General features: G+C 55.3%; 21 protein-coding genes and 1 other RNA gene. 6 read left to right on the forward strand and 16 right to left on the reverse strand.

Annotation, left to right across the window (positions count from 1 at the left end; genetic code table 11):
- Nucleotides 1–8: 8 nt before the first annotated feature.
- Complete coding sequence (gene trhA, locus ACOTY9_RS12605) at nt 9–668, reverse strand: PAQR family membrane homeostasis protein TrhA (protein ID WP_023331242.1); 660 nt, start codon at nt 666–668, stop codon at nt 9–11.
- 265 nt (nt 669–933) lie between these two features.
- Between trhA and ACOTY9_RS12610 the strand changes: the two genes are divergently transcribed.
- The gene (locus ACOTY9_RS12610) at nt 934–1,665 is read left to right on the forward strand and encodes a MurR/RpiR family transcriptional regulator (protein ID WP_348565910.1); all 732 of its coding nucleotides are present in this window, start codon (nt 934–936) and stop codon (nt 1,663–1,665) included.
- Between the two features lie 116 nt (nt 1,666–1,781).
- Nucleotides 1,782–3,215, forward strand: a complete 1,434-nt coding sequence (gene bglA / locus ACOTY9_RS12615) for a 6-phospho-beta-glucosidase BglA (protein ID WP_014885140.1) — start codon at nt 1,782–1,784, stop codon at nt 3,213–3,215.
- Between the two features lie 88 nt (nt 3,216–3,303).
- Here the strand turns inward: bglA and ACOTY9_RS12620 are convergent, their stop codons facing one another.
- The 8 genes from ACOTY9_RS12620 to ACOTY9_RS12655 form a co-directional block, all read right to left on the reverse strand.
- Complete coding sequence (locus ACOTY9_RS12620; protein ID WP_014885141.1) at nt 3,304–4,047, reverse strand: SDR family oxidoreductase; 744 nt, start codon at nt 4,045–4,047, stop codon at nt 3,304–3,306.
- A 70-nt stretch (nt 4,048–4,117) separates the two neighbouring features.
- Nucleotides 4,118–6,991 (reverse strand): aminomethyl-transferring glycine dehydrogenase, encoded by a 2,874-nt coding sequence (gcvP, locus tag ACOTY9_RS12625; protein ID WP_032635606.1) that lies wholly within the window; start codon nt 6,989–6,991, stop codon nt 4,118–4,120.
- Between the two features lie 123 nt (nt 6,992–7,114).
- Complete coding sequence (gcvH, locus tag ACOTY9_RS12630; RefSeq protein WP_014885143.1) at nt 7,115–7,504, reverse strand: glycine cleavage system protein GcvH; 390 nt, start codon at nt 7,502–7,504, stop codon at nt 7,115–7,117.
- A 23-nt stretch (nt 7,505–7,527) separates the two neighbouring features.
- Nucleotides 7,528–8,622: a glycine cleavage system aminomethyltransferase GcvT gene (gcvT, locus tag ACOTY9_RS12635; RefSeq protein ID WP_014885144.1), complete on the reverse strand. Its 1,095-nt coding sequence runs from the start codon at nt 8,620–8,622 to the stop codon at nt 7,528–7,530.
- Between the two features lie 397 nt (nt 8,623–9,019).
- A complete protein-coding gene (gene ubiI / locus ACOTY9_RS12640) occupies nt 9,020–10,222 on the reverse strand; it encodes an FAD-dependent 2-octaprenylphenol hydroxylase (protein WP_023337733.1) in 1,203 nt (400 codons plus the stop codon).
- Nucleotides 10,223–10,234: 12 nt separating this feature from the next.
- Nucleotides 10,235–11,413: a 2-octaprenyl-6-methoxyphenyl hydroxylase gene (ubiH, locus tag ACOTY9_RS12645; protein ID WP_121528251.1), complete on the reverse strand. Its 1,179-nt coding sequence runs from the start codon at nt 11,411–11,413 to the stop codon at nt 10,235–10,237.
- The gene (pepP, locus tag ACOTY9_RS12650) at nt 11,410–12,723 is read right to left on the reverse strand and encodes a Xaa-Pro aminopeptidase (RefSeq protein ID WP_086527817.1); all 1,314 of its coding nucleotides are present in this window, start codon (nt 12,721–12,723) and stop codon (nt 11,410–11,412) included. Before pepP ends, ubiH begins: the two co-directional genes overlap by 4 nt.
- A 31-nt stretch (nt 12,724–12,754) precedes the next feature.
- On the reverse strand, nt 12,755–13,333 hold the full coding sequence (locus ACOTY9_RS12655) for a YecA family protein (protein ID WP_074146929.1): 579 nt from the start codon (nt 13,331–13,333) through the stop codon (nt 12,755–12,757).
- Nucleotides 13,334–13,500: 167 nt separating this feature from the next.
- Here ACOTY9_RS12655 and zapA point away from each other — a divergent pair, with 167 nt between their 5' ends.
- From zapA to ACOTY9_RS12670, 3 genes are all read left to right on the forward strand, one after another.
- Nucleotides 13,501–13,830 (forward strand): cell division protein ZapA, encoded by a 330-nt coding sequence (zapA, locus tag ACOTY9_RS12660; protein ID WP_006811891.1) that lies wholly within the window; start codon nt 13,501–13,503, stop codon nt 13,828–13,830.
- A 41-nt stretch (nt 13,831–13,871) separates the two neighbouring features.
- A non-coding RNA gene (gene ssrS, locus ACOTY9_RS12665) (6S RNA) lies at nt 13,872–14,055 on the forward strand.
- A 24-nt stretch (nt 14,056–14,079) separates the two neighbouring features.
- Nucleotides 14,080–14,676, forward strand: coding sequence for a 5-formyltetrahydrofolate cyclo-ligase (locus tag ACOTY9_RS12670; RefSeq protein WP_045269626.1), 597 nt, complete (start codon nt 14,080–14,082; stop codon nt 14,674–14,676).
- 114 nt (nt 14,677–14,790) lie between these two features.
- Here ACOTY9_RS12670 and serA read toward each other — a convergent pair whose 3' ends face one another.
- Together serA and rpiA are read right to left on the reverse strand one after the other, a co-directional pair.
- Nucleotides 14,791–16,023: a phosphoglycerate dehydrogenase gene (serA, locus tag ACOTY9_RS12675; protein ID WP_014885150.1), complete on the reverse strand. Its 1,233-nt coding sequence runs from the start codon at nt 16,021–16,023 to the stop codon at nt 14,791–14,793.
- Nucleotides 16,024–16,290: 267 nt separating this feature from the next.
- Nucleotides 16,291–16,950, reverse strand: a complete 660-nt coding sequence (gene rpiA / locus ACOTY9_RS12680) for a ribose-5-phosphate isomerase RpiA (RefSeq protein ID WP_014885151.1) — start codon at nt 16,948–16,950, stop codon at nt 16,291–16,293.
- Between the two features lie 127 nt (nt 16,951–17,077).
- Here rpiA and argP point away from each other — a divergent pair, with 127 nt between their 5' ends.
- Complete coding sequence (gene argP, locus ACOTY9_RS12685) at nt 17,078–17,971, forward strand: DNA-binding transcriptional regulator ArgP (RefSeq protein ID WP_008499727.1); 894 nt, start codon at nt 17,078–17,080, stop codon at nt 17,969–17,971.
- Nucleotides 17,972–18,015: 44 nt separating this feature from the next.
- Here argP and ACOTY9_RS12690 read toward each other — a convergent pair whose 3' ends face one another.
- The 5 genes from ACOTY9_RS12690 to pgk all read right to left on the reverse strand — a co-directional run bounded on the left by ACOTY9_RS12690 (nt 18,016) and on the right by pgk (nt 22,997).
- The gene (locus tag ACOTY9_RS12690; protein ID WP_014885152.1) at nt 18,016–18,747 is read right to left on the reverse strand and encodes an oxidative stress defense protein; all 732 of its coding nucleotides are present in this window, start codon (nt 18,745–18,747) and stop codon (nt 18,016–18,018) included.
- Between the two features lie 92 nt (nt 18,748–18,839).
- Nucleotides 18,840–19,475, reverse strand: coding sequence for an arginine exporter ArgO (argO, locus tag ACOTY9_RS12695; protein WP_023338768.1), 636 nt, complete (start codon nt 19,473–19,475; stop codon nt 18,840–18,842).
- 145 nt (nt 19,476–19,620) lie between these two features.
- Nucleotides 19,621–20,475 (reverse strand): small-conductance mechanosensitive channel MscS, encoded by an 855-nt coding sequence (gene mscS / locus ACOTY9_RS12700; protein ID WP_232933030.1) that lies wholly within the window; start codon nt 20,473–20,475, stop codon nt 19,621–19,623.
- Nucleotides 20,476–20,661: 186 nt separating this feature from the next.
- Complete coding sequence (gene fbaA / locus ACOTY9_RS12705; protein ID WP_014885155.1) at nt 20,662–21,741, reverse strand: class II fructose-bisphosphate aldolase; 1,080 nt, start codon at nt 21,739–21,741, stop codon at nt 20,662–20,664.
- 92 nt (nt 21,742–21,833) lie between these two features.
- Nucleotides 21,834–22,997, reverse strand: a complete 1,164-nt coding sequence (pgk, locus tag ACOTY9_RS12710; protein ID WP_014885156.1) for a phosphoglycerate kinase — start codon at nt 22,995–22,997, stop codon at nt 21,834–21,836.
- Between the last annotated feature and the right edge of the window lie 24 nt (nt 22,998–23,021).

Genomic DNA, 23,021 nt, shown 5'->3' on the forward strand with positions numbered 1-23,021 from the left:
ACAACAAACTACACCTGCCCGACATACAAATAAATCGCCAAAAAATGGCACACGCTGCCGCCCAGTACAAAACCATGCCAGATGGCATGATTGTATGGAATGCGCTTGCAGACGTAGAAAATGACGCCCAGCGAGTACACTACGCCTCCCACTGCCAGCAACGTAACCCCGCCAACCGCCAGCTTAATCGCCAGTTGATACACCACAATCAGCGACAGCCAACCCATGGTCAGATAGGTTACCAGTGACAATACTTTAAACCGGTGTGCAATGGTTAGCTTGAAGAGGATCCCCAGCAGCGCCAGGCTCCAGATGACAATCATCAGTCCGCGCGACAGCGGCGAGTTGAGCCCCACCAGCAGAAAAGGCGTATAGGTTCCTGCAATAAGCAGATAGATAGCACAGTGGTCAAATTTCTTGAGCCATATCTTGGCCCGTTGATGCGGAATCGCGTGATAGAGCGTCGACGCCAGGAACAACAGGATCATGCTTCCGCCATACAGGCTATAGCTGGTAATCGCCATCGCGCTGGCATTGGTATCAACCGCCTGTACCAGCAATAACACTAAACCGACTATCCCAAACACCAGGCCAATGCCATGGCTGATGCTGTTGGCTACTTCCTCCGCCAGTGAATATCCCTGTGCGATTAATGGTCTGCTCGCCATACAAAACTCCGGGAAACTAAAGATGATTATTCATCGCATGACTATGCTAACTGAGAATGATTCCAGTGAACACCTGTTAGCTAAAATATTTTCCATGTAATTTTTTTACAATAAAAATCAAAAGCATAGATATATTTTTCACCTGACATTTGTTCACATTAAAATTTATGCGTTACGAATCAATAGCATAAAATTAGATCCTGCCGTCTGGCTGCATGTTATGATGGTTAAACGAGGTCTGAATGAGAGTTTTGCCACTGTGAGTATGTTCACCCACTCCGCCATTGCCAGTCTCAATAACCTGGAGATGATGGTCTACAACTATGTCATTAAAAACCGTGACAAAGTGATGTACATGACCATCCGCGAACTGGCGGATGCGGCGGGCGTCTCAACCACCACCATCCTGCGCTTTTGCCGTAAGCTCAACTGTGAAGGGTATTCTGAGTTTCGCGTGCGCTTTAAGCTCCATCTTGAACAAAACGAACCTCAGCAGGCGAATTTCGGCGCCAGCGAAATTATCAGTTTCTTTAAAAGCGTGAATAATGAAGAGTTCGACGCTTTACTGGATGACGCGGTAAATATCATTCTCTCTTCGGAGCGAATTATATTTGTCGGCGCAGGGACATCAGGATCGCTGGCAAAATACGGTGCCCGTTTCTTTTCGAATATCGGAAAATTCAGCAACCATATTGATGACCCTTATTTCCCGGTCACCAATGATATGGCGAAAAATGCACTGGCAATTGTGCTCTCTGTGTCGGGCGAGACCGAGGAGATCCTGCGCTTCGCCAGCCAGTTCAGCCTGCATCACTGCAAGGTTCTCTCCATTACCAGCCATGAACACTCGCGCCTGGCAAAACTGGCGGACTTTAATCTCTCCTGGCACGTTCCCCAGACGCGTATTGCAGGCGTCTACGACATCACCACACAAATCCCCGTTATCTATATTCTGGAATCTCTCGGACGCAAACTGGCGAAGAAACTGGCGGAATAAAACATCCTGTTTTTTTGATGTGACAAATCACAATTTCCGCGAATTGTTATATCGTGACATTCAATTTCGCTTTGCTAGACTCAAAACCAATACGTCATTTATTGAGAATAGCAGCGATGAAAAAATTGACCTTACCGAAAGATTTTCTATGGGGCGGTGCCGTTGCGGCGCATCAGGTTGAAGGCGGCTGGGACAAAGGCGGCAAAGGGCCGAGCATCTGCGACGTACTGACCGGCGGGGCGCACGGCGTGCCGCGCGAAATCACGCAGGACGTAGTGCCGGGTAAATACTACCCAAATCACGAGGCCATCGACTTCCACGGCCACTACAAAGAAGATATCAAGCTGTTTGCCGAGATGGGCTTCAAATGTTTCCGCACCTCGATTGCCTGGACGCGCATCTTCCCGAAAGGTGACGAAACGCAGCCAAACGAGGAAGGGCTGAAGTTCTATGACGACATGTTCGATGAGCTGCTGAAATACAACATCGAGCCGGTGATCACCCTCTCCCACTTCGAAATGCCGCTGCACCTGGTGCAGGAGTACGGCAGCTGGACCAACCGTAAAGTGGTCGATTTCTTTGTACGCTTCGCGGAAGTGGTTTTTGAGCGCTACAAGCACAAGGTCAAATACTGGATGACCTTCAATGAAATCAACAACCAGCGTAACTGGCGTGCGCCACTCTTTGGTTACTGCTGCTCAGGCGTGGTCTATACCGAACATGAAAATCCGGAAGAGACCATGTACCAGGTGCTGCACCACCAGTTTGTGGCGAGTGCCCTGGCGGTGAAAGCCGCGCGCCGTATCAATCCGGAGATGAAAGTCGGCTGCATGCTGGCCATGGTGGCGCTCTATCCGTTCTCCTGCAAACCAGAAGACGTGATGTTCGCCCAGGAATCCATGCGCGAGCGCTATGTCTTTACCGATGTTCAGCTGCGTGGCTACTATCCGTCTTACGTACTGAATGAATGGGAGCGCCGCGGTTTCTCCATCAAAATGGACGCAGGCGATGAGCAGATCCTGCGCGAAGGTACCTGCGACTACCTGGGCTTCAGCTACTACATGACCAATGCGGTGAAAGCGGAAGGTGGCACCGGTGACGCGATTTCTGGCTTCGAGGGCAGCGTACCTAATCCGCACGTCAAGGCGTCCGACTGGGGCTGGCAGATTGACCCGGTGGGCCTGCGTTATTCCCTGTGCGAACTGTACGAACGCTATCAGAAGCCGCTGTTTATCGTGGAAAACGGCTTCGGTGCCTACGATAAGGTGGAAGAGGATGGCAGCATCAACGATGACTATCGTATCGACTACCTGCGCGCCCACGTTGAAGAGATGATCAAAGCCGTCACCCACGATGGCGTGGATCTGATGGGCTATACGCCATGGGGCTGCATTGACTGCGTGTCATTCACTACCGGCCAGTACAGCAAGCGCTACGGTTTTATCTACGTCAATAAACACGACGACGGCACCGGCGACATGTCGCGTTCCCGTAAGAAAAGCTTCGAATGGTATAAAGGCGTGATTGCCAGCAACGGCGAGCAACTTTAACGCCGTAACGCCGGGCGGCGCTACGCTTGCACCGGCCTACAAAACCTGCGAATCGTAGGCCGGGTAAGGCGAAGCCGCCACCCGGCGTTTATTTCCCGCCCGCCAGTTCAATAAAACTGCCCGTCACGTATGACGCCTTCTCGCTCAGCAGCCAGACTATCGCCTGCGCGACCTCTTCCGGCTGGCCGCCGCGCTGCATCGGCAGTAACGATTTCACGCGATCCACCCGCCCCGGCTCCCCACCAGACGCGTGAATATCGGTATAAATCAGCCCGGGCCGCACGCAGTTTACGCGGATACCCTGCGCCGCGACCTCCAGCGATAATCCGGTAGTCAGGGAATCTACCGCGCCTTTGGAGGCCGCGTAATCGACATACTCCCCCGGCGCGCCCAGACGAGACGCGGCAGAGGAGACATTGACAATCGCGCCACCCTTGCCGCCATGTTTGTGCGACATGCGCTTTACCGCCTCACGGCAGCAGAGAAAATAGCCCGTGACGTTGGTGCTCAGCACGCGATTAATGCGTTCAGCGGACAGATTTTCAATAGTGGATTGCTCAAACAGAATGCCTGCATTATTGACCAGCGCGGTAAGGGGCTCACCTTCGCGATCGAGGCTGTCAAACATGGCCATGACCTGCGCTTCATCGCTAATGTCTGCACGCAGGGCAAATGCTTTTCCACCCGCCTCAACGATCTGATTGATGACGTCCTTTGCGGCTTTGATATTGTGGTGATAGTTCACCGCCACGGTATAACCTTCGCGAGCCAGTTGCAGCGCGGTGGCTTTGCCAATGCCGCGGCTGGCGCCGGTGACCAGTGCAATTGCCATTCTCTTCTCCCAATAAAAAAGCCGGGTGGCGGCTTCGCCTTACCCGGCTTACGTTACTACAGCAAAAAAATTACTGGTATTCGCTCATCGGCACACAGGAGCAGAACAGGTTACGGTCGCCGTATACGTCATCAAGACGCTTCACGGTCGGCCAGTATTTATTCGCCACGCCTGCCGGGAAGACAGCCAGTTCACGGGAATAACCGTGATTCCACTCGGCCACCATCTCGTGCTGGGTGTGCGGAGCGTTAACCAACGGGTTATCTTCCAGCGTCCATTCGCCGTCCTGCACGCGGTCTATCTCCATGCGGATGGCCAGCATCGCGTCAATAAAGCGGTCCAGCTCGGCTTTGCTTTCAGACTCCGTTGGCTCCACCATCAGCGTACCCGCAACCGGGAACGACATGGTTGGTGCGTGGAAGCCGTAGTCGATCAGACGCTTGGCGATATCCAGTTCGCTGATACCCGTCGCTTCTTTCAGCGGACGAATATCGAGGATGCACTCGTGTGCCACACGCCCATCGCGGCCGGTGTAAAGCACCGGGAAAGCCGACTTCAGGCGAGTCGCAATATAGTTAGCATTCAGGATCGCGACCTGGCTTGCCTGTTTCAGCCCTTCCGCGCCCATCATGCGGATGTACATCCAGCTGATTGGCAGGATTGAAGCGCTACCGAACGGTGCAGCAGAGACCGCGCCCTGACGGGTCAGCATACCTTCTATCTGCACGACGCTGTGACCCGGCACGAACGGCGCCAGATGCGCTTTCACGCCGATAGGCCCCATGCCCGGACCGCCACCACCGTGTGGGATGCAGAAGGTTTTGTGCAGGTTCAGGTGCGACACGTCCGCGCCGATGAAGCCCGGAGAGGTAATGCCCACCTGAGCATTCATGTTCGCGCCGTCGAGGTACACCTGACCGCCGAACTGATGCACCACTTCACACACTTCGCGGATGGTTTCTTCGTACACGCCGTGAGTCGACGGGTAGGTCACCATGATGCAGGAGAGCTTATCGCCCGCCTGCTCGGCTTTCGCGCGCAGGTCGGCCAGGTCGATGTTACCGTTCTTATCACACGCCACGACCACCACTTCCATGCCCGCCATCTGGGCAGACGCCGGGTTGGTGCCGTGGGCAGAGCTCGGGATCAGGCAGATATCACGGTGGCCTTCGTTACGGCTTTCGTGATAGTGACGGATTGCCAGCAGCCCCGCATATTCACCCTGCGCGCCGGAGTTCGGCTGCATGCAGAGCGCGTCATAACCGGTCAGTTTCACCAGCCAGTCGGAAAGCTGGTTGATCATGACATGATACCCTTCAGCCTGCTCTGGCGGGCAGAACGGGTGCAGCTCGGAGAACTCAGGCCAGGTGATAGGGATCATTTCTGCCGCGGCGTTCAGCTTCATGGTGCACGAGCCCAGCGGGATCATCGCCTGGTTCAGCGCCAGATCTTTGCGCTCCAGAGAGTGCATATAACGCATCATCTCGGTTTCGCTGTGATAACGGTTGAACACAGGATGCGTCAGGATAGCGTCATTGCGCAGCATGCTCTCCTGAATAGAGCGGCTGTCATGCGCGACCTCTTTGTCCAGCGCATCAATATCCAGACCGTGCGCATCGCCCAGCACGACATTAAACAGGTTGACGATATCGTCGCGCGTGGTGGATTCATCAAGGGTGATGCCCACGGCGTGATGAATGTCGCTGCGCAGGTTAATTTGTGCGGCATCCGCACGTGCCAGCACCGCCGCTTTATCTGCGACGTCAACGCACAGCGTGTCGAAGTAGTGCTCATGACGCAGCTTCAGGCCTTTCTGCTGCAGGCCACAGGCCAGAATATCCGCCAGACGGTGGATGCGGCTGGCAATGCGTTTCAGCCCAACCGGGCCGTGGAAGACGGCGTACAGGCTGGCGATGTTTGCCAGCAGAACCTGAGAAGTACAGATATTAGAGTTCGCTTTCTCGCGGCGGATATGCTGCTCGCGAGTCTGCATCGCCATGCGCAGCGCGGTGTTACCGGCGGCATCTTTCGATACGCCAATAATGCGGCCCGGCATGGAACGTTTAAATTCATCTTTCGCGCCAAAGAATGCCGCGTGCGGTCCGCCGTAGCCCATCGGCACGCCGAAACGCTGGGCCGAGCCGAATACAATATCCGCACCCTGTTTGCCCGGAGCCGTCAGCAGCACCAGCGCCATAAAATCAGCGGCAACGCTGACCACCACTTTGCGGGATTTCAGCTCGGCAATCAGTGCGCTGTAATCATGCACTTCGCCGGTGGTACCCACCTGCTGTAACAGCACACCAAAGACGTCCTGGTGATCCAGCACTTTGTCAGCGTCGTCGACAATCACGTCAAAACCAAAGGTTTCCGCACGGGTACGCACCACGTCCAGCGTCTGCGGATGCACGTCCGCCGCCACGAAGAAGCGGTTGGCATTTTTCAGCTTGCTGACGCGTTTTGCCATCGCCATGGCTTCAGCTGCCGCGGTCGCTTCATCCAGCAACGAGGCGGAAGCGATATCCATCCCGGTCAGGTCGAGCGTCACCTGCTGGAAGTTCAGCAGCGCTTCCAGACGGCCCTGGGACACTTCCGGCTGATACGGGGTATAGGCGGTGTACCAGCCCGGGTTTTCCAGCATATTACGCAGGATAACCGGCGGTAACTGCACGTTGGTGTAGCCCATGCCAATGTAAGACTTATAGCGCTTGTTAAGGCCAGCGATGGCCTTCAGCTCCGCCAGTGCGGCGAATTCCGTGGTGGCTTCTCCCACCTGAGGCGGCGTGGCAAGCTGGATGTCTTTTGGCACGATCTGGCCGATCAGTGCGTTTAATGAATCCGCGCCAACCGTTTTCAGCATCTCCTGCTGTTGCTGAGCATCCGGCCCAATGTGACGTTCAATGAAAGCGCCACGGTTTTCAAGCTGGCTTAAAGTCTGTGTCATGAGCGATGGTTCCTGAAACGTGCAGTGAATTTAAGTTCCCTCTCCCCTCGGGAGAGGGTTAGGGTGAGGGAAGATAGGCACCCTCACCCCTGCCCTCTCCCGGAGGGAGAGGGGGATTAACAATTACTCGTCTTCTAACAGGGCTTCGTACGCGGTCGCATCCAGCAGCGCGGCAACCTGAGATTCGTCACTGGCTTTGATCTTGAAGATCCAGCCACCTTCATAAGGCTCGCTGTTCACCAGCTCCGGCGAATCGCTCAGCGCGTCGTTCACGGCCACAATTTCACCGCTTACCGGTGCGTAGATATCGGATGCTGCTTTAACGGACTCCGCCACGGCGCAGTCATCGCCCGCGCTCACGGTTGCGCCCACTTCCGGCAGGTCAACAAACACCATGTCGCCCAGCAGCTCCTGCGCATGCTCGGTGATCCCTACGGTGTAAGTGCCGTCCGCCTCTTTGCGCAGCCACTCGTGTTCTTTGCTGTATTTCAGTTCTGCTGGCACATTGCTCATTGAAGTTCTCCTGATAAAAATAGTTAGGCGACCGGCTTACCGGCGCGAACAAAAATCGGTTTGGTCACGTTGACCGGCATTTCGCGGTTGCGGATTTGCACCACCGCCGTCTCGCCAATGCCCGCCGGCACGCGAGCCAGTGCAATACTGTAGCCCAGCGTCGGGGAGAAGGACCCGCTGGTGATCACGCCTTCGCGCGGATTGCCGTCGGCATCGGTAAAACGCACCGGCAGTTCTCCGCGCAGCACGCCTTTTTCCTTCATCACCAGACCAACCAGCTGTTCAGTGCCCTTCTCGCGCTGCATTTCCAGCGCTTCACGGCCAATAAACTCACGGTCAGCGGGTTCCCATGCGATGGTCCAGCCCATGTTGGCCGCCAGCGGAGAGACGCCTTCGTCCATCTCCTGACCGTAGAGGTTCATCCCCGCTTCAAGGCGCAGCGTATCGCGCGCGCCCAGGCCAGCCGGCTTCACGCCCGCTTCCACAAGCGCACGCCAGAAATCAGCTGCTTTCTCGTTTGGCATGGCAATTTCATAGCCCGCTTCACCGGTATAACCGGTCGTGGCAATAAACAGATCGCCCGCCTGCACGCCAAAGAAGGGCTTCATCCCTTCGGTGGCTTTACGCTGCTCGTCGCTGAACAGAGACGCGGCTTTCGCCTGCGCGTTCGGCCCCTGCACGGCAATCAGCGACAGATCGTCACGGACGGTGATGTCGATGGCATAAGGTTCGGCGTGTTGGGTGATCCAGGAGAGGTCTTTTTCGCGGGTGGCGGAGTTTACAACGAGGCGGAAGAAGTCTTCGGTGAAGTAGTAGACGATAAGGTCATCAATCACGCCACCCGAGGCGTTCAGCATACCGGTATAGAGCGCTTTCCCCGGTGTCTTCAGCTTCGCGACATCGTTCGCCAGCAGATAACGTAGAAACTCCCGGGTGCGGCTACCGCGCAGATCGACAATTGTCATGTGGGACACGTCGAACATACCGGCATCGGTGCGCACCGCGTGGTGCTCATCAATTTGCGAGCCGTAGTGCAGCGGCATCATCCAGCCATGGAAATCCACCATGCGGGCGCCGCATAACACGTGCTGTTCGTACAAAGGAGTCTGTTGAGCCATCTTGTCCTCGTTGAAAAATTCACCGTGAAACCCGGTATCGGCCTCGTTTCCGAATGCCGACGCAAACGTTCTCTTTTACCTGAACTTACCACCGAAACCGGCGGTTAACCATAAGGTAAAACGGGTCATCACATTAGCTTATGACCAAAAAACGCTGAAAAGCCTACAGAGTTATTCACTGGAAAAATGCGATTAACCCCGCACAAAATTAACAATGATCTAACAGGATTTAGCACATGGTGATATTTCATGCGGAAAAACGGGCCGAATTTCCGTCACATAAAAATCATGACATTAGATTATCTAATGCGAAAAATGACGTGGAATTAGAATATTTCAAACGAGGGAATTTTCCCGGCACAGAGGCCGGGAAAAGAAAGTGTGACGGGGGTCTATTTTATTTCAGCCAGTCCGGCAGGTCGTTAAGACCCATCGCCTGACGCAGGAGTTGAGGTTTGACGCCAGGGAGGGTATCGGCGAGCTTGAGCCCAATATCACGCAGCAGTTTTTTCGCCGGATTTGCCCCGGCAAACAGCTCGCGGAAGCCCTGCATGCCTGCAAGCATCATCGCCGCACTGTGCTTGCGGCTGCGCTCGTAGCGACGCAGATACACATGCTGCCCAATATCTTTACCCTCTCGCTGCAGACGACGCAGCTCTTCTACCAGCTCCGCCGCATCCATAAAGCCGAGATTAACGCCCTGCCCGGCCAGCGGATGAATGGTATGGGCCGCGTCGCCCACCAGCGCCAGACGGTGCGCGGCAAACTGACGCGCATAGCGTCCGGTTAAGGGGAAGACCTGACGCTCGCTCTCAAGAGTACAAAGCCCCAGACGGTTATCAAACGCCACGCACAGTGCCTGGTTAAAGGCCTCTGGCGTCGCCTCTTGCATCTGCTGCGCTTTTTCCGGCACCAGAGACCAGACAATTGAGCAGAGATGCGGATCGCTTAACGGCAGGAATGCCAGAATGCCGTCGTTGTGGAAAATCTGGCGCGCCACGCCGCCGTGCGGCTCTTGGGTACGGATCGTCGCCACCATGGCATGATGGCGGTAATCCCAGTAGGTCAGCGGAATATCCGCTTTATTGCGCAGCCAGGAGTTAGCGCCATCGGCACCGACCACCAGACGCGCGGTGAGCATATCGCCACTTTGCAGGGTGATAAACGCCTCGTTTTCGCCCCACGCAACCTGCTGGATTTGCGCAGGCGCAACCAGCGTTACGTCGCTGCACTGCTGAGCTTTCTGCCACAGCGCGTGGTGGATCACCGCATTCTCAATGATGTGACCCAGATGGCTATAGCCCATGCTTTCATCATCAAAAGCAATATGACCAAAGCTGTCTTTATCCCATACCTCCATGCCGTGATAGCAGCTCGCACGCTGGGCCACGATATCTGACCAGACGCCAAGGCGCGTCAGCAGCTTTTCGCTAGCCGCATTTATTGCCGACACGCGGAGTTCCGGCGGGGCATCAGGTGCGACGGGCTGAGGCTGCTTTTGCTCCAGCACGGCCACACGCAGGCCGCTGCCTTGTAATCCGCAGGCCAGGGCCAGTCCAACCATTCCGCCGCCAACGATGGCAACATCAACATTTTGCACAGTGATAACTCCTTAACGCGCGACCCAACCCAGGGTCCGCTGCGCCAGCACGTCGCGTGCCGGAATGAACAGTTCCATCGCCATCAGCCCGAGGTTGCGACCGGCAACCAGCGGCGCCCAGCGATTGGCAAAGAGATGGACTAAACCATCGGTAACGCCGATTGTCGCCTCTTTATCGGCCTGACGTCGCTTCTGGTAATGGCTGAGTACCGGGTATGCGCCGCAATCTTTCTGTTCGCTCCACGCTTGCGAAAGCGCTTCGGCCAGGCTCATCACATCCCGCAGACCCAGATTAAAACCCTGACCCGCGATGGGGTGAAGCGTTTGCGCGGCGTTGCCGACCAGCGCCACGCGGTGCGAAACAGACTGTGATGCGGTAGTTAACGACAGCGGGTATACCGCACGTTTTCCCGCATGGGTAATGCGACCCAGCCGCCAGCCAAACGCTTTCTGCAGTTCACTGCAAAAACGTTCGTCGGACCAGGCCTTAACGTCTTCCGCCTTTTCCTGCGGATGGCACCAGACCAGAGAGCAACGACCATCCGACATCGGCAGCATCGCCAGCGGACCGTGTTGCGTGAAGCGCTCAAACGCCCGGCCGTTGTGTTCTGCGGCAGTAGAGACGTTCGCAATGACCGCAACCTGCCCATAAGGCTGCTGCTGCCACTCAACGCCGCACTGGGTTGCGAGCGCCGAGCGCGACCCGTCCGCCGCCACAAGAAGCTGGCCGTCGAGAACGGTGCCATTATTCAGCGTCACGCTGACCGTTTCTTCACTGCGGGTAAAGCTCGCAACGCGTGACGGACAATGCAGGGTCACGCCTGGCGCGTCCTGCAACAGACGAAACAGGCGCAGGCCAACATCATGGAGTTCAACGACCTGACCCAGGGCGTCAATACGGTAATCATGGGCATCCAGCGTCACAAACCCGGCATGGCCGCGATCGCTCACATGCACGGTATGAATGGCGGTGGCGCAGTCGGCAATCGCCTGCCAGATGCCAATTCGGGAAAGCTGTTGGCAGGTTCCCTGCGCCAGGGCAATGGCGCGAGAATCAAAGCCGGGGTGATTCTTCGTTTGTGGTGCAACCGCCTCAACGAGATGCACCGGAAGCTGCCCCTTCGTCAAATGCGAGATCGCCAGTGCCAGGGTGGCGCCGGTCATGCCGCCGCCAACGATAATCACGCTCATACGCGTGCCGCTGCCATCAGCGCCTCGATATCGTCTGCGTGTTTCACCACGCTCGCGGTCAGGTTTTCGTTACCGGTTTCGGTGATGACGATGTCATCTTCAATACGAATGCCAATTCCGCGGTACGCTTCGGGCACATCGGCATCCGGCGCGATATACAGCCCCGGCTCGACGGTCAGCACCATGCCCGGTTCCAGCACGCGTGAACGGTCGGTACCGTACGCCCCCACATCATGCACATCCAGCCCCAGCCAGTGGCTCAGGCCGTGCATAAAGTACGGACGATGCGCATTTTCGGCGATCAGGGTGTCCACGTCGCCTTTCAGGATGCCAAGCTTCACCAGTCCGGTAATCATGATGCGCACAACTTCGCCGGTCACCTCCTGAATGGACGTGCCCGGGCGATACAGCGTGAGCGCCGTTTCAAGTGATTCGAGAACGATGTCATAAATTGCTCGTTGCGCGGGCGAGAACTTACCGTTCACCGGGAAAGTACGGGTGATGTCACCCGCGTAGCCCTGATATTCACAACCGGCGTCAATCAGCACCAGATCGCCATCGCGCAGCGCACTTTCGTTTTCGGTGTAATGCAGAATGCAGCCGTTCTCCCCGCCGCCGACAATGGTGTTGTATGACGGGAAGCGCGCGCCGTGACGGTTAAATTCGTGGTGAATTTCGCCTTCCAGCTGGTATTCGAACAGACCAGGACGGCATTTTTCCATGGCGCGGGTGTGTGCCAGGGCGCTGATTTCGCCAGCGCGGCGCATCACGTTCAGCTCTTCTTCAGATTTGAACAGGCGCATCTCATGCACCACCGGACGCCAGTCCGTCAGCGTGGCCGGCGCGGACAGATTCTGACGCGAGCCTTTGCGCAGCTTATCCAGAGCGGTGAAAACAATCTCATCGGCGTACGCATATTCGCCCTGCGCGTGATAAAGCACGTCGAGGCCGTTGAGCAACTGATAGAGCTGCTGATTGATTTCGCTAAACGCCAGCGCGCGGTCGACGCCCAGCTTCTCCGGTGCGGCCTCTTGCCCTAAGCGGCGGCCAAACCAGATTTCAGCGGTTAAATCGCGTACGCGGTTAAAAATCACGCTGTGGTTGTGGGTGTCATTACTCTTAATCAGCACCAGGACCGCTTCCGGCTCGTTAAAGCCGGTGAAGTACCAGAAATCGCTATTCTGGCGATAGGGGTATTCGCTGTCGGCACTGCGCGTCACTTCCGGCGCGGCAAAAATCAGCGCCGCACTGCCGGGCTGCATTTTTGCCAGCAGCGCCTGACGACGGCGCAAATACTCTTGTTGCGAGATAACCATGACACCCTCCTGTGCGTTATTTTTCTTAATGTAAGGTTGGCTTACGAACTTCCGGCGCGGTCGGCTGTGAGCGCGTAAAGTTGTCGTGGCACAGCAGCGCCGCCACGCGCACGTACTCAATAATCTCTTCGAGGGACATTTCCAGCTCTTCCTGGTCTTCCTCTTCATCGTAGCCGAGCTGGGCGATGTTACGCAGATCGTCGATCGCTTCACCCGCTTCGCCGGTCACTTTATCAAGCTTAGGCTGGGTTACGCCCAGGCCAAGCAGATAGTGGTTTACCCAACCCGCGAGCGCATCGGCACGATCGAAGACGCTGACGTCATCACCATCAGGCAGATAAAGCTGAAAAAGGAAGCCATCGTCCTCCAGCGAATCACTGGTTGCCGCATGCATTTTACGCAGCGATTCTGCCAGCTCGTGGCCAAACGCCAGCCCTTCGTTCGTGAGGTCGTGGATCAGCGGCTGCCATGAGCTGTCGCTGTTTCCGCCGCACAGTATGCCGCTGATCAGACCGTGCATTTCGGCAGGGGTTAGTCCGACTCCCTGCTGGTTCAGTAACTGGTTTAAATCCTTGTAACCAGGCATTTCGTTCTGTATAGACATACGCATTCGTCATCAAAGGGAGGATATTCATGATATGCTACCACTTTGGACCCTGGTGATACCAGAAAAGGGCTTGTATCTTCACATCAGGGTAGCTATAGTGTCGCCCCTTCGCAGCCCCCGGGGCAGTAAGCGAAGGCAGCGCAGTCAATCAGCAGGAAGGTGGCATGTCTGCACAACCCGTCGATCTCCAGATTTTTGGCCGTTCACTGCGAGTGAATTGTCCGCCTGAACAAAGGGATGCTTTGAATCAGGCTGCGGACGATTTGAATCAGCGGTTGCAAGATCTAAAAGAACGCACTAGAGTCACAAATACTGAGCAGCTGGTTTTCATCGCCGCGTTGAACATCAGCTATGAACTGACTCAGGAAAAAGCGAAGACCCGCGACTACGCGGCTAGCATGGAGCAGCGCATTAAAATGCTCCAGCAGACCATAGAACAGGCATTGCTTGATCAAGGTCGCAATCCCGAAAGACCGGGACCAAAGTTTGAATAACACTTCTCAGTTGACTATGGTAGAGTAACTGTGAAGACAAAATTTCTCTGAGATGTTCGCAAGCGGGCCAGTCCCCTGAGCCGATATTTCATACCACAAGAATGTGGCGCTCCATGGTTGGTGAGCATGCTCGGTCCGTCCGAGAAGCCTTAAAACTATGACGACACATTCACCTTGAACCAAGGGTTCAAGGGTTACAGCCTGCGGCGGCATCTCGGAGATTCCCTCTTTCTTCTTCTACCTACTACCATGACTCAATTCCCTGAAGTTTCTGCCTCACGCCAGGATATCCGTCAACTTATTCGCCAGCGTCGTCGTGCACTTACGGCTGAACAACAGTCGCATTTTGCCCAGCAGGCCGCCGCGCGCATGATGGCGTGGCCCCCGGTGGTTATGGCTAACACGGTCGCTCTGTTCCTGTCGTTTGATGGCGAGCTCGATACCCAACCACTTATCGACCAGCTCTGGCGCGCCGGGAAGAAGGTTTATCTGCCGGTGCTGCATCCTTTTAGCAAAGGCAATCTTCTGTTTCTGCACTACCATCCGCACAGCGAGCTGGTGGTGAATCGTCTGAAAATTACCGAGCCCAAACTCGACGTGCGCGACGTGCTCCCGCTGTCACAGCTGGACGTGCTGATTACGCCGCTGGTGGCGTTTGATGAACAGGGCCAGCGCTTAGGAATGGGCGGCGGTTTTTACGACCGGACGCTGCAAAACTGGCAGCAGTATGGATTACAGCCGGTGGGGTATGCGCATGATTGTCAGGGCGTGGAGGCGTTGCCCGTGGAGAAATGGGATGTGCCGTTGCCGGCGGTAGTGACGCCATCGACGTTGTGGGAGTGGTGAAACAGGCGTGCAGCCTGATGCCCTCACCCCAGCCCTCTCCCACAGGGAGAGGGTGAAAACATAAAAACGGTAACGATAGTTACCGTTTTGCATTTACCTCGCCACCCGACACCATCAGTAAAGCAGACGCGCGCGAATCGTCCCCGGAATAGCTTTCATGCTCTGCAGCGCTTTCTCGGCAACATCTTCATCCGCTTCGATATCAATTACCACGTAACCCATCTGCGAGTTGGTTTGCAGGTACTGGGCGGCAATGTTGACGCTCTGCTCGGCAAAGATTTGGTTGATAGCCGTCAGCACGCCAGGACGGTTTTCGTGGATGTGCAGCAGACGGCGACCACCGTGCAGCGGCAGAGACACTTCCGGGAAGTTCACCGCAGAGAGCGTGGAACCGTTGTCGGAGTATTTGCTCAGCTTACCCGCCACTTCAAGGCCGATATTCTCCTGCGCTTCCTGAGTAGACCCGCCGATGTGTGGCGTCAGGATCACGTTGTCGAATTCGCAGAGCGGAGAGTTAAACGGATCGCTGTTGGTGGCAGGCTCCGTCGGGAACACGTCAATGGCCGCCCCCGCCAGATGCTTACGCTTCAGAGCATCGCACAGCGCAGGGATGTCGACCACCGTACCGCGCGCGGCGTTGATCAGCAGTGAGCCCGGTTTCATCAGCGCCAGCTCTTCTGCACCCATCATGTTTTTGGTGGACGCATTTTCCGGCACATGCAGGCTTACCACGTCGCTCATGTTCAGCAGGTCAGAGAGATGCTGCACCTGCGTCGCATTCCCTAGCGGCAGCTTGCTTTCGATATCGTAAAAGTAGACGTGCATCCCCAGAGATTCCGCCAGAATCCCCAGCTGAGTACCGATGTGGCCATAGCCGATGATACCCAGTTTTTTACCGCGCGCTTCGTATGAGCCCGCAGCCAGTTTGTTCCACACGCCGCGGTGCGCTTTGGCGTTAGCCTCCGGAATACCGCGCAGCAGCAGCAGTAATTCGCCAATCACCAGCTCCGCCACGGAACGGGTGTTGGAGAACGGGGCGTTAAATACCGGGATACCGCGTTTGGCGGCAGCATTCAGATCAACCTGGTTGGTACCGATGCAGAAACAGCCAATCGCAACCAGCTTCTCCGCCGCAGCAATAACGTCTTCCGTCAGTTGAGTACGGGATCGCAGGCCAATGAAATGGGCATCACGGATGGACGCTTTCAGCTCTTCGGTATCGAGCGCGCCCTTGTGAAATTCGATGTTGGTGTAACCCGCCGCACGAAGGCTATCAAGCGCTTTCTGATGCACGCCCTCGACCAGCAGGAATTTAATCTTGTCTTTCTCCAGTGATACCTTTGCCATTTCCCCGACCCTGTTTTTTATCTGAACTGATGTTGTGCTGGATTGAAATCCGCTGTAGCCAACATATCAAAAAAAACTATTGCAGCAATATGAACGTTTGCGTCGGCACTCTGAAGAAAAGTCATACAGGGCAAAATGGCAGAGCAAAATGCTAAGGAAATTTACAAATGTGGCAGGATCGGCAAAAGAGGTGGAAAAACGTGACACAAGTCACCGAATTTAGCTTTTCAAAAATTTTTTAGCGGGGGGAGCGCTCCCCCCGTCAGATCATTTTACGATGGTTTTCACACCGTCAGCGGTGCCGATCAGCGCCACATCCGCGCCACGGTTGGCGAACAGCCCTACGGTGACAACGCCTGGAATAGCGTTAATCGCATTTTCCAGGGCAATCGCGTCGAGAATTTCCAGGCCGTGCACGTCGAGGATGACGTTACCGTTATCAGTGACCACACCCTGACGGTATTCCGGACGACCACCCAGTTTCACCAGCTGACGGGCAACCGCACTACGCGCCATCGGGATCACTTCGACCGGCAGCGGGAAATTACCCAGAATATCGACCTGCTTGGAGGCGTCAGCGATGCAGATAAATTTGTCTGCAACGGAAGCGATGATCTTTTCACGGGTCAGCGCTGCGCCACCGCCTTTGATCATCTGCATGTGGCCGTTGATTTCGTCTGCGCCATCAACGTAAATCCCCAGACGATCCACTTCGTTGAGGTCGAAAACGGTAATGCCGAGGCTTTTCAGCTTTTCCGTGGACGCATCAGAGCTCGAAACCGCGCCCTCGATCTGCCCCTTCATCGTGCCCAGCGCATCGATAAAGTGTGCCGCCGTTGACCCCGTACCAACACCGACAATGGTACCTGGCTGTACGTACTGGAGAGCGGCCCATCCTACTGCTTTTTTCAGTTCATCCTGCGTCATGATCGTTTTGCCTGTGGTGTGAAAACTCAGGGCGCATTATAGAACACGTCGAATGGATTTCGTCTGCCACAAAGGGAAAATTGTGTCATAGTGCAGATTAAGCAAAATTTAGGAGCCAGCCAGAGCAATGAAACGTCCGGACTACAGAACACTACAGGCACTTGATGCAGTTATTCGTGAACGCGGTTTTGAGCGCGCAGCGCAAAAGCTGTGTATCACCCAGTCCGCCGTATCACAGCGTATCAAACAGCTTGAAAACATGTTCGGGCAGCCGCTGCTGGTGCGTACCGTGCCGCCTCGCCCAACGGAGCAAGGTCAAAAGCTCCTCGCCCTGCTGCGCCAGGTTGAGCTGCTGGAAGACGAGTGGCTGGGTGACGAACAAACGGGCTCCACGCCGCTGCTGCTCTCTCTGGCGGTCAACGCCGACAGTCTGGCAACCTGGTTACTGCCCGCCCTTGCCCCGGTCCTGGCCGACTCCCCTATTCGCCTGAATCTACAGGTTGAAGATGAAACCCGTACCCAGGAACGTCTGCGTCGCGGTGAAGTTGTTGGGGCGGTCAGTATTCAGCCTCAGGCGCTGCCAAGCTGCCTGGTGGATCAACTGGGGGCGCTGGACTACCTGTTTGTGGGTTCAAAAGCCTTTGCGGAGCGCTACTTCCCTAACGGCGTCACCCGCGCCGCGCTGCTGAAGGCGCCTGCCGTGGCGTTTGACCATCTGGACGATATGCATCAGGCGTTCCTGCAGCAGAACTTTGACCTGCCGCCGGGCAGCGTGCCGTGCCATATCGTCAACTCGTCTGAAGCTTTTGTGCAGCTTGCGCGTCAGGGCACTACCTGCTGTATGATCCCGCATCTGCAGATTGAGAAAGAGTTGAAAAGCGGTGAGTTGATTGATTTAACGCCGGGGCTGTATCAGCGCCGGATGCTCTACTGGCATCGTTTTGCGCCGGAAAGTCGCATGATGCGCAACGTCACCGATGCACTGCTGGCGTATGGGCATAAGGTGTTGAGACAGGATTAAAAAGAAAAAGCCGGGTGGCGGCTACGCCTTACCCGGCCTACAGGTTACTGAGCCGGTTTCGGCTGTGCTGCAACGGGCTCCAGCTGGAACACCACATCCACCTGATCGTCGAACTGAATGGTTGGCTGCTCGTAAGTTTCCTGCGCAGAAACCGGTGCCGCGTCAGCCTTCATCATCCGTACCATCGGGCTTGGCTGATAGTTAGAGACGTGGTAACGCACACTATATACCGGGCCAAGCTTGCTCTTGAAGCCGGACGCCAGCTGTTCAGCCTGGTGAATGGCATCATCAATCGCCGCTTTACGCGCTTCGTCTTTGTATTTCTCCGGTTGCGCAACGCCCAGCGACACGGAACGGATTTCGTTCAAACCGGCCTTCAGCGCACCATCCAGCAGTGAATTCAGCTTGTCCAGCTGACGCACGGTCACTTCAACCGTACGCACGGCACGGTAGCCTTTCAGGATGCTTTTGCCGTTCTGGTAGTCGTAATCCGGTTGTGTACGCAGGTTAGCAGAGCTGATGTCTTTCTTGGCGACACCGTTCTGTTCCAGGAAGGAGAGATATTGCGCAACGCGGTCGTCCGCCTGTTTTTTGGCAGAGGCGGCATCTTTTGCAGCCACGTTGACTTCAATTGCCAGGGTTGCAACATCCGGTACCGCGTCCACGCTTGCGGTGCCTGACGTGACAATGTGCGGGCCATCCGGCAGTTCACTCGCCTGCGCCGACACCGCACCTAAACTCACTAATGCCGCCAGGGCCATCACTTTAAACTTCACTGTCATTCCTCCATGTTGCGAAGAGTGCCCCAGAAACAGGGCTCATGCCAGCAAGCTTAGCGGGTCTGGCTCAGTTGTCCATAAGACAACGCTTAGTTGAGCAAACCCTGAACATGATGAACGCCCTCTTTCGCCAGCTGGAAAGCGATAAACCACATCACCAGACCGACCAGCGTATTAATGATGCGCTGGGCTTTGGCGGTCCGCAGTCGTGGCGCCAGCCACGCCGCCAGAATCGCAAGACCGAAGAACCACAGGAACGACGCGCTGACGGTTCCCAGCGCAAACCAGCGTTTAGGCTCAACGTCTAACTGTCCGCCGAGGCTACCCAGCACCACGAAGGTATCCAGATAGACATGCGGGTTAAGCCAGGTCACCGCCAGCATGGTGACGATAATCTTCCAGCGCCCCTGCTTCATCACTTCAGCGCTTGCCAGTTCGAGGTTACTGCTCATCGCCGTTTTCAACGCACCGAATCCGTACCACAGCAGGAAGGCCACACCGCCCCAGGTCACCAGCGCCAGCAGCCACGGCGACTGCATCAGAAGCGCACTCCCGCCAAAAATCCCGGCGCAGATCAGCAGCAAATCGCTCACCGCGCACAGCAGGGCAATCATCAGATGATACTGGCGGCGAATACCCTGGTTCATCACGAACGCATTCTGGGGGCCGAGGGGAAGGATCATGGCCGCACCTAAAGCAAGCCCTTGAAAATAATAGGATAACATGACGAAATTCTCACAGTAATGTTCTGGATGCAGACTATACTGCGCGAATCACATTAGAGGAAATGGATAATATTAATTGGGGATTAGCAGGGCTTATAAAAATAAAGCCCGGTGGCGCTGACGCTTACCGGGCCTGGGTGTGACGTTACTCTGCTTCTTTGACTTTTTTGACGTTTACGTCCATCTGCGGATACGGGAAGCTGATGCCGTTGGCGTCAAACTCACGCTTAATACGTTCCAGCACGTCCCAGTATACGTTTTGCAGATCGCTGCTTTTGCTCCAGATACGCACCACGAAGTTGATAGAGGACGCGCCCAGTTCGTTCAGGCGTACAGTCTGCTCTTTATCCTTCAGAATACGATCGTCAGAGGCAATGATGTTGCTAATCAGTGACTTCACCTGATCGATATCAGAGTCGTACGCTACGCTGATAATCAACTCATTACGACGTACCGGCTCACGGGAGAAGTTGGTGATGTTCCCGTCGATGACCTTCTTGTTCGGCACGATCACGATTTTACCGTCTATCGAACGCAGCGTGGTGGAGAAAATCTGCACATTCAGCACGGTACCCGCCGTGCCGCCAAGATCGACATATTCACCGGCGCGGAACGGACGGAAGGTGACCAGCAGAACGCCAGCCGCCAGGTTAGCGAGCGAGCCCTGAAGTGCCAGACCAACGGCCAGACCGGCGGCGCCCAGCACGGCAATGACGGAGGCGGTCTGAACACCAACACGGCCTAATGCGGCAATGAGGGTAAACGCGATAATGCCATAGCGCACCAGCGCTGACAGGAAATCAGCAACCGTGGCGTCAATGTGGCGAGTGAGCATGACGCGATTGATGGCTCGGGAAACGGTACGGGCAACAATCATCCCCACGACAATAATGGCAATTGCCGCCGCAATATTCACGGCGTAGCTGATGAGCAGCGCCTGATTGCGCACCAGCCAGGAGCCAGCGTTATTGATGCTATCTACAACACCGAGATCTTCCATTTATCTTTCCTTATGCTCTTATAAACAACAAAAACCATCCCATAGCGAGACAGGCAGGTCAGTAAAGGGTAAACAAAAAGTACGCCCATTGCCAAACAGATCACAAAAACAGGTATTGCAGGATATTGAAAAAGCATAAAAAAAGGCCCGCTATTGCGGGCCTTTTAACGCTTTCAGCAGCTCAAATTACAGAACGTCAACCGCGTTCAGTTCTTTGAATGCCTGCTCCAGACGAGTAATCATTGAAGTCTGTGCAGCGCGCAGCCATACGCGTGGATCGTAGTATTTCTTGTTCGGCTGGTCTTCGCCTTTCGGGTTGCCCAGCTGACCCTGCAGGTAAGCTTCGTTAGCTTTGTAGTACTGCAGGATACCGTCCCAGGTAGCCCACTGGGTGTCGGTATCGATGTTCATTTTCACAACACCGTAGCTGACGGAGTCTTTGATTTCCTGAGCAGAAGAACCGGAACCGCCGTGGAAGACGAAGTTCAGGCTGTTGTGAGGCAGGTTGTGTTTCTTAGAAACGTATTCCTGAGAATCACGCAGGATGGTTGGAGTCAGAACCACGTTACCTGGTTTGTAAACGCCGTGTACGTTACCGAAGGACGCTGCAATGGTGAAGCGTGGGCTGATTTTGCTCAGCTCGGTGTACGCGTAATCAACGTCTTCTGGCTGGGTGTACAGGGCAGAAGCGTCCATGTGGCTGTTGTCCACGCCGTCTTCTTCACCACCGGTGCAACCCAGTTCAATTTCCAGAGTCATGCCCATTTTGGCCATGCGCGCCAGGTACTTAGAGCAGATTTCGATGTTTTCGTGCAGTGACTCTTCAGACAGGTCGATCATGTGAGAAGAGAACAGTGGTTTACCGGTGGCTGCGAAGTGTTTTTCACCCGCGTCCAGCAGACCGTCGATCCACGGCAGCAGTTTCTTCGCGCAGTGGTCGGTGTGCAGGATAACAGGAACACCGTAGTGCTCAGCCATCTGATGTACGTGGTGCGCACCAGAGATAGCGCCCAGGATAGCAGCACCCTGAGGAATGTCAGTTTTCACGCCTTTGCCCGCGATGAACGCAGCACCACCGTTAGAGAACTGAACGATAACCGGTGCTTTAACTTTGGCAGCGGTTTCCAGTACGGCGTTGATGGAGTCGGTACCTACGCAGTTAACTGCTGGCAGAGCGAAGTTGTTTTCTTTAGCTACCTGGAACACTTTCTGTACGTCATCACCAGTGATCACGCCAGGTTTTACGAAATCAAAAATTTTAGACATGTTGCTTAGTCCTGTATCTTCGGCCGTTAGAAAAGGTGCGAGCTCTGATAAGCGCGCTGAAAATTGGGCAGGTTTCCCTGCCCTTGAATGGCTTACTTCTTAGCGCGCTCTTCGAGCATTGCTACTGCTGGCAGTACTTTGCCTTCCACGAATTCGAGGAATGCACCGCCACCAGTGGAGATGTAGGAGATCTTGTCAGCGATACCGAACAGATCGATAGCTGCCAGGGTGTCACCACCGCCTGCGATAGAGAACGCTTCGCTGTCCGCAATAGCGTTAGCCACGATTTCAGTCCCTTTGCGGAAGTTCGGGAATTCGAACACGCCAACAGGACCGTTCCACAGGATAGTTTTTGCGTTTTTCAGGATATCAGCCAGTTTCTGTGCAGAAACGTCGCCCAGGTCCAGAATCTGCTCTTCATCTTTGATGTCGTTAACAGATTTCAGGGTCGCGGTTGCGGTTTCGGAGAACTCGGTCGCCACGCGAACGTCAGTTGGAACCGGGATGTCACAGGTGCCCAGCAGGCGTTTCGCTTCGTCAACCAGGTCCGCTTCATACAGGGATTTACCCACATTGTGGCCTTGAGCAGCAACGAAGGTGTTCGCGATACCACCGCCAACGATCAGCTGGTCAGCGATTTTTGACAGGGAATCCAGCACGGTCAGTTTGGTAGACACTTTAGAACCACCAACGATAGCGACCATTGGACGAGCAGGTTCTTTCAGCGCTTTACCCAGTGCTTCCAGTTCGTCAGCCAGCAGAGGACCGGCACACGCTACGTCTGCAAATTTACCGATACCGTGGGTAGAGGCCTGAGCACGGTGTGCCGTACCGAATGCATCCATTACGAACACGTCGCACAGTGCAGCGTATTTCTTAGACAGGGTTTCGTCGTCTTTCTTTTCGCCTTTGTTGAAGCGAACGTTTTCCAGAACAACCAGCTCACCAGCAGCCACTTCAACGCCGTCCAGGTAATCTTTTACCAGGCGAACCGGGTTGGACAGTTTGTCTTTCAGGTAATTAACCACTGGCAGCAGAGAGAACTCTTCGTTGTACTCGCCTTCGGTAGGACGACCCAGGTGGGAGGTGACCATCACTTTCGCGCCCTGCTTCAGAGCCAGTTCGATGGTTGGCAGGGATGCACGGATACGCGCGTCGCTGGTCACTTTACCCTCTTTAACCGGTACGTTCAGATCAGCACGGATGAAAACGCGTTTACCAGCCAGATCCAGATCGGTCATCTTAATTACAGACATGGTGAATCCTCTCGTTGATTCTTA

Source organism: Enterobacter cloacae complex sp. SHL012, assembly GCF_049237505.1.
In the GTDB taxonomy this organism is placed as follows: Bacteria; Pseudomonadota; Gammaproteobacteria; order Enterobacterales; family Enterobacteriaceae; genus Enterobacter; species Enterobacter kobei.

Excerpts from the sequence above, each read along its gene's own strand:
- serA (WP_014885150.1), bottom strand. The coding sequence starts at position 16,023 with ATGGCAAAGGTATCACTGGAGAAAGACAAGATTAAATTCCTGCTGGTC.
- gcvP (WP_032635606.1), bottom strand. The coding sequence starts at position 6,991 with ATGACACAGACTTTAAGCCAGCTTGAAAACCGTGGCGCTTTCATTGAA.
- argO (WP_023338768.1), bottom strand. The coding sequence starts at position 19,475 with ATGTTATCCTATTATTTTCAAGGGCTTGCTTTAGGTGCGGCCATGATC.
- rpiA (WP_014885151.1), bottom strand. The coding sequence starts at position 16,950 with ATGACGCAGGATGAACTGAAAAAAGCAGTAGGATGGGCCGCTCTCCAG.
- ACOTY9_RS12620 (WP_014885141.1), bottom strand. The coding sequence starts at position 4,047 with ATGGCAATTGCACTGGTCACCGGCGCCAGCCGCGGCATTGGCAAAGCC.
- gcvH (WP_014885143.1), bottom strand. The coding sequence starts at position 7,504 with ATGAGCAATGTGCCAGCAGAACTGAAATACAGCAAAGAACACGAGTGG.
- ACOTY9_RS12610 (WP_348565910.1), top strand. The coding sequence starts at position 934 with ATGTTCACCCACTCCGCCATTGCCAGTCTCAATAACCTGGAGATGATG.
- argP (WP_008499727.1), top strand. The coding sequence starts at position 17,078 with ATGAAACGTCCGGACTACAGAACACTACAGGCACTTGATGCAGTTATT.
- bglA (WP_014885140.1), top strand. The coding sequence starts at position 1,782 with ATGAAAAAATTGACCTTACCGAAAGATTTTCTATGGGGCGGTGCCGTT.
- ubiH (WP_121528251.1), bottom strand. The coding sequence starts at position 11,413 with ATGAGCGTGATTATCGTTGGCGGCGGCATGACCGGCGCCACCCTGGCA.
- pgk (WP_014885156.1), bottom strand. The coding sequence starts at position 22,997 with ATGTCTGTAATTAAGATGACCGATCTGGATCTGGCTGGTAAACGCGTT.
- fbaA (WP_014885155.1), bottom strand. The coding sequence starts at position 21,741 with ATGTCTAAAATTTTTGATTTCGTAAAACCTGGCGTGATCACTGGTGAT.
- mscS (WP_232933030.1), bottom strand. The coding sequence starts at position 20,475 with ATGGAAGATCTCGGTGTTGTAGATAGCATCAATAACGCTGGCTCCTGG.
- ACOTY9_RS12655 (WP_074146929.1), bottom strand. The coding sequence starts at position 13,333 with ATGTCTATACAGAACGAAATGCCTGGTTACAAGGATTTAAACCAGTTA.
- trhA (WP_023331242.1), bottom strand. The coding sequence starts at position 668 with ATGGCGAGCAGACCATTAATCGCACAGGGATATTCACTGGCGGAGGAA.
- ACOTY9_RS12670 (WP_045269626.1), top strand. The coding sequence starts at position 14,080 with ATGACTCAATTCCCTGAAGTTTCTGCCTCACGCCAGGATATCCGTCAA.
- zapA (WP_006811891.1), top strand. The coding sequence starts at position 13,501 with ATGTCTGCACAACCCGTCGATCTCCAGATTTTTGGCCGTTCACTGCGA.
- gcvT (WP_014885144.1), bottom strand. The coding sequence starts at position 8,622 with ATGGCTCAACAGACTCCTTTGTACGAACAGCACGTGTTATGCGGCGCC.